This window comes from Microbispora sp. KK1-11 (assembly GCF_006874435.1).
GTDB classification, from domain to species: Bacteria; Actinomycetota; Actinomycetes; order Streptosporangiales; family Streptosporangiaceae; genus Microbispora; species Microbispora catharanthi.
Map to the genome: position 1 here is coordinate 206,971 of NZ_VIRJ01000015.1, position 10,234 is coordinate 217,204.

Sequence of the window (10,234 nt, forward strand, 5' to 3'; positions counted from 1 at the left end):
GTGGCACTCGTGCAAGATCGAGGTCGTGAGATTCCTCGCCGCCACCCTGCTGTCCGACGATCCGAGCCTGCCCGGGTACGCCCCGGGCGGCGAGCGTGAGCGGTTCCGGGAGGTCGTCGACTTGGCGGTGTGGGCCGAGCGGATCGGCTACGACGCCTTCGGGGTCGGGGAGCGTCACAACCCGGTGTTCCTGTCGTCGGCGCCGGCGGTGGTGCTGTCGCACATCGCCGCGAAGACGACCCGCATTCGGCTGGTCACGACCGTGGCGGTGCTGTCGCTTGCGGATCCCGTACGGACCGCCGAGGAGTACGCGACGCTCGACCATCTCAGCGACGGACGTCTGGATCTGATCATCGGTAAGGGGAACGATCCCGTCTCGCCCGGAATGTTCGGCGTGGCGGAGGACGAGCTGTGGGACCGTCTGGAGGAGAGTTACGAGCTGGTACGGCGGCTGTGGCGCGAGGAGCGGGTGACCTGGTCCGGACGGTACCGGCCCGAGCTGAAGGACGCGACGACCCGGCCGCGCCCGTTCCAGCGGCCGGCCCCGCGGGTGTGGCACGGCTCGGCGACGAGTGAGCGCTCGATCGACCTGGCCGCGAAGTGGGGGGACCCGCTCTACTCGGCCAACGGGTTCCGGCGTACCGAGCACTACCTCGGCCTGGTGCGCCGTTATCGGGAGCGGCTCGCCCGGTACGGGCACGACCCGGATTCCACGCTGGTGGGCGTGGGGGCGCACTCGCCGGTCATCACCGATCGGTCCCAGGACGCGCTCGCCTTGGCCCGGCCCGCCTTCGAGTCCTTCCGGCGCCTGCCCGTCGCGGATCGCAACCACTTCCCGTTCGACTCGTTCGAGGACTTCCTGGCGAACGGGTCGGCGCTGGTGGGCACCGCCGAGCAGGTCACCGCCAAGCTGCTGGACCTGCATGCCTCCTTCGGCAACCAGCTCTTCGGCGTGGGCCTGGAGGGGTTCTTCTTCGCCGATTCCGCGGTCACCCGGGCCCACCTGGAGCGCTTCTTCGCCGAGGTGGTCCCCGTCGTGCGCAGGGAGATCCCCACACCCGCCTGGGAGGCGGCGGCCGAATCCCCACTGGGTCTATCGGGAAGGTGAAGTAATATCGCCATGGGGGTGGTGACCATGGCCGCGAGATCCTCCGACGGCGACACGCGACGGGAGTGGGTGCCCGCGGTCCTGGCCGCACGCGACGACACGACCTGCCGGGTACGCGAGGTGCTGGACCGGGTGGGCGAGAAGTGGGCGGTGACCGTCATCGCCGAGCTCGGCAGGAAGCCGCGGCGCTACAACGAGCTGCGGCGTGCCATCCCGGGCGTCAGCCAGCGCATGCTGACCGCGACCCTGCGCGGCCTCGAACGCGACGGACTGGTGCGGCGCACCGTGCATCCGGTGGTCCCGCCGCGCGTCGACTATGAGCTGACCCCGCTCGGCGGGACCCTGCTGGACACCGTGTCGGCGCTGCTCGACTGGGCCGTGAAGCACATCGACGACGTCGACGGGGCCCGCGCCGAGTACGACGGTCGGCAGGAGGTCGCGGCTCCGGGATGACGACGCCCGAGCGGGTCGGGACGGCTCAGGCGCCGACCTCGATCACGATCTTGCCGCGGGCGTGACCGTCCTCCACCGCCCGCAGCGCCGCGGGCGCCTGCTCGAAGGGGAACGCCTGCGTGACGAACGGCCGGAGCGCGCCGGTCGCGGCCAGGTCCGCCACCGCCTCCAGCACCGTCCTGTCGCGGACCCGCTCGACCGCCGAGCCGCCGAGACGGGTGACCGTCTCCAGGTCGACCGCCGTGATCAGCTTCGACCGGTCCTCCAGCAGACCGGCCACCTCCTCCAGGGCGCTGCCGCCGACCAGGTCGTAGATCGCGTCGACGCCGTCCGGCGCCGCGGCCCGCACGCGGTCGGCCGCGCCCGGTCCCGGCTCGACGTGGACCACGCCCAGCGACTCGAGGAAGTCCTTCTTGCCCGCACCGGCGGTGCCGATCACCCTCACACCGGTGTGCTTGGCGATCTGCGCCGCCGCCACCCCGACGCCGCCGCCGGCCCCGGTGATCAGCAAGGTGGCGCCGGGCGGCAGACCCAGTTGCCGCACGCCGTCGTACGCGGTGGCGGCCGCGATGGGCAGCGTCGCCGCGTCGGCGAACGACAGGCCGACGGGCTTGGGCGCGGTCAGTTCGAGCGGAAGCAGTGCGTACTCGGCGTACCCGCCGGCGACGGTGTTACCGAAGACCTCGTCGCCGGGCGCGAACTCACCGGCGCCGTTCCCCACCTCTTTGACCACTCCGGAGACCTCGCCGCCGAACACGGCCGGGAAGTCGACCGGAGCGATCTGCGCGAGGTAGCCGCTGCGCCGCTTCCAGTCGACGGGGTTGACCCCCGCCGCCCGCACCGCGACCAGCACCTGTCCGGGACCGGGGACCGGCCGCTCCACCTCCGCGAACGTCTCCACCTCCGGACCGCCGTACTGCGTGAACACGTATGCCTTCGGCATGGGAACCTCCTGCATCGGACAGGGACGACGAGGAATAACCTACCTAACAAGTAGGACTTAGCGGAATATGGGTTCGCGGTGAACATGAGGACATGCCCGGCGAGCGGTGCGGACGCGCCGGCTCTCGCGGCGGTGCGCCGAGTCGCGGCCGCGCCGGCGTTGTCCTCCACCACCCGCTCTCCGCACCTCCGGGCTGAACTCCCCGGAGGAGGATCCGCAGCGCGGCTTCCAGGGCCGGAGGGAGGTGCGCGAGTTCTACGAGCAGTGGGCCCCAGCCGAAGCCGGCGGCACCCGTCGGCGGGCGCCGGTCAGTTTCCGGCGGCGCCGGTCATCTCTCGACGGCGGGCGCTCATTTCTTGACGGCGGCGCGGACGAACGCCACGAGGTGCTCGCGCAGCGCCGCGTGTCCCTCGGGGGTCGCCGCCTCCTCACCCACCGTGATCCGGGCGAGCTGCGGCATGACGGTCGGCCACATCGCCATTCCCACCAGCGAGAACACCATCCGGGCGACCGAGACGTCCGGCTCCCGGCCGAGGCCCTCGGCGAGCGATTCGGTCTTCGACCGGCACTTGTCCACCCGGAGCTCCTGGCCGGGCAGCAGGTCGTCCTCACCCCTGTAGTGCAGCGCCTCCCACATCAGCAGGCGTACCAGGTCGGGGTGGGCGGAGTAGAAGTCGAAGAGGTTGCCGACGTACTCCGCCGGGTCCTTGCCCGGCATCGCCACCGCCGCGGCGACCTCGTCGAGCGCCGCCTTGATGACGGTGTCGAACAGCTTCTCCTTGCTGCCGAAGTGCCCGTAGATCCGCTCCTTGTTGACCCCGGCCCGCTCGGCGATGCGGTCCACCCGGGCGCCCGCCACGCCGTACGCCGCGAACTCCGTCCGCGCGGCCTCCAACAGGGCGGCTTTGGTGGCGGCGGTCGGGTCCTTGGCGTCTTTGCGGGGCGACATCGGCATCCTCCGTGTTCATGGCGGACGGGGCTCAGGGGCGCCCCTCAGCATACCCATTCCTGCCACCAACTAGTTGGTTGACACCCAACTGGTTGGTTGGTTACTGTCCCCGCCATGAGCACATCGACTCCCGTCGTTTCCGCACCCGCCGGACCCGCTGCTCCAGCCACCCCGCGTGAGACGTACGCGCCGGCGTGGCGCACCGTGGCCGCGTTCGTGCCGGCCGGGCTCCTCGCCACCGGACACCTCTACGTCGTGATCCCCCTGCTGTCCCGGATGTCGGCCGATTGGGGCGCCCCCGCCGCCGTCCTGACCTGGCTCGTCAGCGCCTTCGGCCTCGGTTATGCGGGTGGCTTCCTGCTGTTCGGCCCGCTGTCCGACCTGTACGGCAGGCGCCGCGTGATGACCTGGGGCATGGCTGCCACGGCGGTGACGACCGCGCTGGTCGCGCTGAGCCCAGGGCCCGGGGCGGCGCTCGCCCTGCGGGTGGTCGAAGGCATCACCACCGCGGTCTTCGCCCCCACCGCGTTCGCGTACATCGCCGAGCGCGTCGAACCCCGCCGCCGGGCCGTCACGATGACCTCCGTGGTCAGCGCGCTGTTCGCCTCGGCCGTCGTCGCCCAGCTCGCCGCCAAGACCCTCGTCGACCTGCTCGGGTGGCGGCCGGTCTTCCTGCTCGGCGCCGCCGCGTTCGCCGTCGTGACCGTGATGCTGCGCCGGGTGATGCTGCCCGACACCGCCCGGCGTGCCGGAGCGAACCCCTACGCCGTCGTCCCGGTGCTGCTGCGCAACCCGCGCCTGGTCCTGGTGTACGCCGCCACGCTGACGATCCTCGGCGCGTTCGTCGCCCTCTACACCGCGTTGCAGATCGAAGGTCCCGCGGGCATCGCCGGCGACCCTTCGGCATTGCTGACGCTGCGGGCCACCGCGCTGCCGGCGATCATCGCGATCCCGTTCGCCACGCCGTACCTGGCCCGGATCTCCCCGGCCCGCAGGGCGGCGCTTGCCATCGGGCTCGCCGCGCTGCTCGCGCTGGTGGTGGGGCTGGCCGCCCCCGGGGTCGCCGCGCTGGCGGTGCTGCTGGCCGTGTTCGCCTTCGCGATCGGCGTCGCCGCCCCCGCCGTGATCGAGACCGTGGGCCTGCTGGCCGGTCCCGCACGGGGCACGGCCGTCTCCCTGTTCACCTTCTTCCTGTTCACCGGGGCCAGCGTCGGCCCGGTCGTGGCCTCGGCCGCCGCGCCGTACGGCTTCGCCGCCCTCATGTACGGCGTGGCGGGGGTGCTCGCGCTGGGAGGGGGACTCGTGCTGATCGCCTCCTCCGGCCGCCGCATAAGGTGATGCCAGTGAACGTGGCGGACAGGGGGAGGACGGGCGTGCTGCCTGAGGTGGAGGCCTGGCTGAGTCGGCGTACCTCGTCGGCGGCCGACTGGCCGGCCCGCGCCCTGCTGTCCGCCAAGGGCGGCGCCACCATCTCGGTGGTGCTGCCCGCGAGGAACGAGGAGGAGACGGTCGGGGAGATCGTCTCCGCCGTGCGGCGCGACCTCGTCGAGGCCGTGCCGCTCGTGGACGAGCTGGTCGTGATCGACTCCCGGTCGTCGGACGACACGGCGGCCCGCGCCTTACGCGCAGGGGCGAAGGTCTTCGCGCAGGACGAGATCCTGCCCGAGCTGCACGATCCGCGCTACGACGGCAAGGGCGAGGCGCTCTGGAAGTCGCTCGCGGTGACGACCGGCGACCTGGTGGTGTTCGTCGACGCCGACCTGCGCGAGTTCCGGACCTCGTTCGTGACCGGCCTGCTGGGACCCCTGCTGACCGACCCCGCGGTCGGATACGTGAAGGCGTGCTACGACCGGCCCCTGTTCGGCGCGACGGAACCGAACGCCGGGGGCAGGGTCACCGAGCTGGTCGCCAGGCCACTGCTCAACCTGCACTGGCCGCTGCTCGCCGGATTCGTGCAGCCGCTCGCGGGGGAGTACGCCGGCCGCCGCGCGGTCCTGGAACGGGTGCCGTTCGTCACCGGGTATGGCGTGGAGCTGGGACTCCTCATCGACCTCCTGGACATGGTGGGGCTCGACGCGCTCGCCCAGGTCGACCTGGGCCGCCGGGTCCACTCCCACCAGTCGACGGAGGCGCTCGGCGGGATGGCCGGGCAGATCATGTACACCGCCTGGGCACGGCTGGAGCGCCAGGACAAGATCGTTCCGTTGCACGAGCCGTCCACGCGGCTCGTCCAGTTCGAACGCGGGCCCGCCGGGCACCGCCCGCTGACGCGGGACGTCGGGGTGGCCGAGCGCCCGCCGATGGCGACGGTCCCGCAGTACGCGTCCCGGCTGCACTGACCGGCTCCTTCCGCCGAGGTGTTACCGTTGGTAACACCAAGGAGAGGAGAGCCCCCGATGACCTTCTGCCCCGAGTTGAGCGACGACCTTCGCGAACTGCGCGACTGGGTCCACGAGTTCGCCCGGGATGTCATCCGCCCGGCTGGGGCGGAGTGGGACGAGCGCGAGGAGACGCCCTGGCCGGTCATCCAGGAGGCCGCCAAGATCGGGCTGTACTCGCTGGACTTCTTCGCCCAGCAGTGGTTCGAGGAATCGGGGCTCGGCCTGCCCGTGGCGTTCGAGGAGTTGTTCTGGGGGGACGCCGGGATCGGCCTGTCGATCGTCGGCACCGGCCTCGCCGCCGCCTCCATCGCCGCGAACGGCACCCCCGAGCAGATGGGGGAGTGGCTGCCCCAGATGTTCGGCACTCCCGACGACGTCAAGCTCGGCGCGTTCTGCTCCTCGGAGCCGGACGCGGGCAGCGACGTCGGCGCGATCAGGACGCGGGCCGTCTATGACGAGGCGAAGGACGAGTGGGTCCTCAACGGCGTGAAGACCTGGGCCACCAACGGCGGCATCGCCAACGTCCACGTCATCGTGGCGACGGTCGATTCCTCCCTGGGCACCCGGGGGCAGGCGTCCTTCATCGTCCCGCCGGGAACGCGCGGCCTGTCCCAGGGGCAGAAGTTCAAGAAGCACGGCATCCGCGCCTCGCACACCGCCGAGGTCGTCCTCGACGACGTACGGGTGCCCGGCCGGTGCCTGGTGGGCGGCAAGGAGAAGCTGGACGAGCGGCTCGCCCGGGTACGCGCCGGCGCCCGGTCCGGCGAGCAGGCCGCGATGCGGACCTTCGAGACCACCCGCCCCCTCGTCGCCGCCATGGCCGTCGGCGTCGCCCGTGCGGCCTACGAGTACGCCCGCGACTACGCCAGGGAGCGCGAGCAGTTCGGCCGCAAGATCGGGGAGAACCAGGCGGTCGCGTTCCTGCTGGCCGACATGGCCACCCGGGTGGACGTCGCCCGGCTGATGACCTGGCGGGCGGCGTGGACGGCCCGGAACGGCCGGCGGTTCGAGCAGGCCGAAGGGTCGATGAGCAAGCTGGTCGCGAGCGAGACGGCCGTCTGGACGACCGAGCAGGCCATCCAGATCCTCGGCGGGGCCGGCTACACCCGCGAGCACCCGGTCGAGCGCTTCCACCGCGACGCCAAGATCTTCACGATCTTCGAGGGCACCAGCGAGATCCAGCGCCTCATCATCGGCCGCGCCGTCACCGGCCTCCCCGTCCGCTGATTCGCCCCCGTCCGGACCCCTGTTCCGCACCTGTTCCGCCCGAGACGGAGCGCGGGCGGAACAGGCGGTCGTCGATCGCCTGTTCCGAGCACATCAGCGGGAGATGATTCCCTGGCGAAGTGGCGTCCGGGTCACGTCCGCTGAAGAGGACTTCCGCAACGGAGAGCCCGTCGGTCTGCTGCCACGCGAGTGGTCATCCGTCGATGACCGTGACCGGCTCGCCGCTGAGCCTGTCGATGATCTTCCGCTCCGCCAGCGGTGCTTTCAGCCGGAATTCCACCTTCAGTGGGTAGCCTTCGAGTGAAATGTATTCCTGCTGCCAGGGGAAGGCCGGTGCGCAGTTGTTACGCAATTGGACCGCGATGCGCACCTGGGTGGCGGACTCCTCGGTTTCCTTGTCCGTCACCTCGTAACAGGAGGTGCCGTCGTCTTCAGGAGGCCCTACCATCATTTCCGCGACAATGGTCCGCTCGTCATCCGAGACCGTCGCGCTGAGGACCCGATCCCAGTACGGCTGTCTGCCGCAGCCTGCCAGTAACGCCATCTGGCCGACAAGAAGCAGGCTCAAAGCGGTCCTCTTCACTGATCAGCCCTTCAGCAGCAGGCCTGTTCCGAGAACGACGATGACGACGGCTATTCGTATCACCCAATGGAAGTGGCGCCGGTGACTGTCTTCGATTATCCCCGCTCGCTGATAACTCTGCGCGACGGCGAGAGCTTGCATGGCGATGGTCAGGCCGATCCCGATCGAGACAACCGTCAGGGTAGCGTCGGAGCGGATGATCGATTCGGCCAGCTTGTGTGACCCCGGTTTGCCGCCGGCGACCACCAGGGCCGCCATCTCGAGCACGGTGAGCACGGAAAGGAATATGGTCTGCACGGCCAGGATGATCAGGAACTGGTTGGCTAATCCGCGTCCCTGTTCCGGGGACATCTTTTTTCGCGATTCCGTGCCGACGATACGCCAGGCCTCATAGGCGCCGCGGTATTCCACAATCACGGCCAGCAGGACCACCGGTATCACCTGCGCCAGCAGACCTGCGTAACTGGATGTGTCCATCTATGGTTTTTCTCCCGTTGTGCCGCCCGTGAGGGAACGGGAGCCCATCTTGCCAGACCGGCGAGCAGTATCGATCTTGCCCGGGACGGCTGATCGGACGGCATCGGCGGTCGGCCGGGTGCCGTGCTGGAAATCGAGTGTCGCGGTGAGTCGCCGCACTCTGTCGGCAGCGACGGCCTTCGCTCTCCGCTGCGCATCGTCAAAGCAGAGGTTCGCCGGTCAGGAACTCGTTCAGGGCCGCGATGATGATCTCACGTGCTTCCGGGCTCGCGAGGGCGGCCGGCTGGAGCGACGGGTACTTCGCGTAGCCGGCGGATTCGAGTTGACCGCGGAGACGGGCCGATCCCGGAAGGACGCTGAGCTTCTCGGCAAGCCGTGCCATGCGCTCTCGTGAAGCGCCGTGGTTGCGTATGGACCCGAAGTTGACGGCCAGGACGGACTTGGCCGGACCGGTGTAGATGCTCCACACGGAGGCCTTGTCGGAGCCGAGGTTGAACCAGGCGGTGACCGAGGGATACTCGCCTTCGCCGAAGTAGTACTCGTGGAAGGACGGGTGGCTCTCCGCGTGACGGTAGACGGCCAGCAGCGTGTCGCGCACGCCGGCGGGGCAGTACTCATGGACGGTCTCCAGGAAGCTGGGCTCGTCCCACGTGCGCTTTCCCCGGAGGCCGGTGACCGGTTCCGCCGCAACGGTCAGTGGGGCGGCTCGGAGTTCATCCCCGGTGTCGGGGGTCATGGCCGGAAGCGGGTCGCCGAGGGCTTGCTGGATGGCTATGGCCATCGTTTCGAGCCACTCGATGGTGGCCTCCGCCTCGGCGGCGGTGATCGGGGCCTTCTGCCCGGGACGTTCCGGATCGTGGTCGGCGGTGTGGGCGATGTTGTTCCTGCGCCAGGCGATCTCCCTCAGCCGGGTACGGACACCGTCTGCGGTGATCGGGTTCCTGGGGTCCTGTTCGGTCAGGACCTCGGCGACCTTCACCCAGAGGTTCACCGTGCTGACGTGCGCGAAGCCTTCCTTGATCTTCTCTGGGTTCTGAAAGGTCATGAAGGAGAAATGCCGCTCCAGGTGCGCACGGAAAGTCTCCCCGAGAGGTTTGTCGCGGTAGTGAATTCTTTCGAACAGCTCGACCGGGATGCTCAGATTGTTGAACTTGGGAGGACGGGGCGCTTCCGGAGTCAGAGCGAGGGCGACGGCCCGGTCGACGATCTCGCGCGTGATCCAGTGATCGAGGGCCGCCACGGACTGGGTCCAGGCTGCGCGGTAGAGGTCGGTGACGTCGAAGGAGCCGACCGCGAGCCGCTCCAGACTGCGGCCGCCGTCGATGAGTTGCCGTGCGTACTCGAGGTTCTGCTGGAACTGCTCGAACGCGGCCGGAGTCGGGTCGGGCGGAGACACGGGCCGGTGATCACCCGCTTCCGGCAGGACGATGCCGGCCTGGGTGAGCATCTCGCGCAAGCGGTCGGAGGTGATGCGCCGGCGGGGGTCGGCTCGGCCGCCCTGGTCGAAGGTCAGGCCTTCCGCTTCGAGCACCTCGCGCGGATCGTCGGTCCGCTCCGGGTCGGACCAGCGGAATTGGGGTGAGATCCGTCCTCCCGACTGCAGAACCCGGTGAGCATGGACGGTGTCGGCGCTCTCGGCCATGAAGCCTCCGACCGCCTGCGCTGACATGCCGACCAGAGTGGCAAGCTCGCCGTATGTGGTCCAGGAGCCCGGTTCCAGGCGCTTCAGGGCTTCCAAGACGATGTACCAGCGCGGGTCGCTGTAGACACGGCCTTGGGGCGGCAGTCTTCTCGCCCGGTATTGACGCGCTAGTTCGCGATAGAGCTCCGTGCCTTCGAAGTCGTCGAGCGCGCGGACGCCGGCTTCGGTGATCGCCCAGCCGTTCCGTTTGGTCATCCAGCCGAGTGAGGCGGCCTCCCCCGTGCGAAAGCCCAGTTGCGCCCGCCACCGCGCCTGACCGTGCGCGTTGGGCCCCCGGAGCTCCGGGTCACGTCCAGGGAAGTGGTGTACGAGCTGCCACCGCGTGATCCGTTTCTGCAGGTTATGCGGTGAGGCTGTCCGGGAGCTGTTCCTGGTCCGGTGTGTCGCCGGGGATCACCCGTAGGCGGGCTT

At 69.9% G+C, this 10,234-nt stretch carries 10 protein-coding genes; 5 read left to right on the top strand and 5 right to left on the bottom strand.

Features of this window, described 5'->3' with window-relative positions; translation table 11 throughout:
* Positions 1-25: 25 nt before the first annotated feature.
* Positions 26-1,108, top strand: coding sequence for an LLM class flavin-dependent oxidoreductase (locus FLW16_RS22475; RefSeq protein ID WP_142562073.1), 1,083 nt, complete (start codon positions 26-28; stop codon positions 1,106-1,108).
* Between the two features lie 27 nt (positions 1,109-1,135).
* Entirely contained in the window at positions 1,136-1,561 is a 426-nt protein-coding gene (locus FLW16_RS22480) for a helix-turn-helix domain-containing protein (RefSeq protein ID WP_142562074.1), read from the top strand.
* A gap of 25 nt (positions 1,562-1,586) precedes the next feature.
* Here the strand turns inward: FLW16_RS22480 and FLW16_RS22485 are convergent, their stop codons facing one another.
* Entirely contained in the window at positions 1,587-2,504 is a 918-nt protein-coding gene (locus tag FLW16_RS22485; RefSeq protein ID WP_142562075.1) for an NADP-dependent oxidoreductase, read from the bottom strand.
* A gap of 349 nt (positions 2,505-2,853) precedes the next feature.
* Complete coding sequence (locus FLW16_RS22490; protein ID WP_142562076.1) at positions 2,854-3,453, bottom strand: TetR/AcrR family transcriptional regulator; 600 nt, start codon at positions 3,451-3,453, stop codon at positions 2,854-2,856.
* A gap of 114 nt (positions 3,454-3,567) precedes the next feature.
* Here FLW16_RS22490 and FLW16_RS22495 point away from each other — a divergent pair, with 114 nt between their 5' ends.
* Genes FLW16_RS22495 through FLW16_RS22505 form a run of 3 tightly spaced genes read left to right on the top strand, consistent with a single transcriptional unit; the run spans position 3,568 to position 7,061 of the window.
* Positions 3,568-4,791: an MFS transporter gene (locus tag FLW16_RS22495; protein WP_142562077.1), complete on the top strand. Its 1,224-nt coding sequence runs from the start codon at positions 3,568-3,570 to the stop codon at positions 4,789-4,791.
* Between the two features lie 35 nt (positions 4,792-4,826).
* The gene (locus tag FLW16_RS22500; RefSeq protein WP_185949556.1) at positions 4,827-5,792 is read left to right on the top strand and encodes a glucosyl-3-phosphoglycerate synthase; all 966 of its coding nucleotides are present in this window, start codon (positions 4,827-4,829) and stop codon (positions 5,790-5,792) included.
* 57 nt (positions 5,793-5,849) lie between these two features.
* Positions 5,850-7,061 (top strand): acyl-CoA dehydrogenase family protein, encoded by a 1,212-nt coding sequence (locus FLW16_RS22505; protein ID WP_142562079.1) that lies wholly within the window; start codon positions 5,850-5,852, stop codon positions 7,059-7,061.
* Positions 7,062-7,254: 193 nt separating this feature from the next.
* Here the strand turns inward: FLW16_RS22505 and FLW16_RS22510 are convergent, their stop codons facing one another.
* The 3 genes from FLW16_RS22510 to FLW16_RS22520 form a co-directional block, all read right to left on the bottom strand.
* Positions 7,255-7,629 (bottom strand): hypothetical protein, encoded by a 375-nt coding sequence (locus tag FLW16_RS22510; protein ID WP_142562080.1) that lies wholly within the window; start codon positions 7,627-7,629, stop codon positions 7,255-7,257.
* 18 nt (positions 7,630-7,647) lie between these two features.
* Positions 7,648-8,121: a hypothetical protein gene (locus tag FLW16_RS22515; protein ID WP_142562081.1), complete on the bottom strand. Its 474-nt coding sequence runs from the start codon at positions 8,119-8,121 to the stop codon at positions 7,648-7,650.
* Positions 8,122-8,320: 199 nt separating this feature from the next.
* Complete coding sequence (locus FLW16_RS22520) at positions 8,321-10,018, bottom strand: MGMT family protein (RefSeq protein ID WP_142562082.1); 1,698 nt, start codon at positions 10,016-10,018, stop codon at positions 8,321-8,323.
* Positions 10,019-10,234 lie beyond the last annotated feature (216 nt).

Excerpts from the sequence above, each read along its gene's own strand:
- FLW16_RS22490 (WP_142562076.1), bottom strand. The coding sequence starts at position 3,453 with ATGTCGCCCCGCAAAGACGCCAAGGACCCGACCGCCGCCACCAAAGCC.
- FLW16_RS22515 (WP_142562081.1), bottom strand. The coding sequence starts at position 8,121 with ATGGACACATCCAGTTACGCAGGTCTGCTGGCGCAGGTGATACCGGTG.
- FLW16_RS22480 (WP_142562074.1), top strand. The coding sequence starts at position 1,136 with ATGGCCGCGAGATCCTCCGACGGCGACACGCGACGGGAGTGGGTGCCC.
- FLW16_RS22505 (WP_142562079.1), top strand. The coding sequence starts at position 5,850 with ATGACCTTCTGCCCCGAGTTGAGCGACGACCTTCGCGAACTGCGCGAC.
- FLW16_RS22520 (WP_142562082.1), bottom strand. The coding sequence starts at position 10,018 with ATGACCAAACGGAACGGCTGGGCGATCACCGAAGCCGGCGTCCGCGCG.
- FLW16_RS22495 (WP_142562077.1), top strand. The coding sequence starts at position 3,568 with ATGAGCACATCGACTCCCGTCGTTTCCGCACCCGCCGGACCCGCTGCT.
- FLW16_RS22485 (WP_142562075.1), bottom strand. The coding sequence starts at position 2,504 with ATGCCGAAGGCATACGTGTTCACGCAGTACGGCGGTCCGGAGGTGGAG.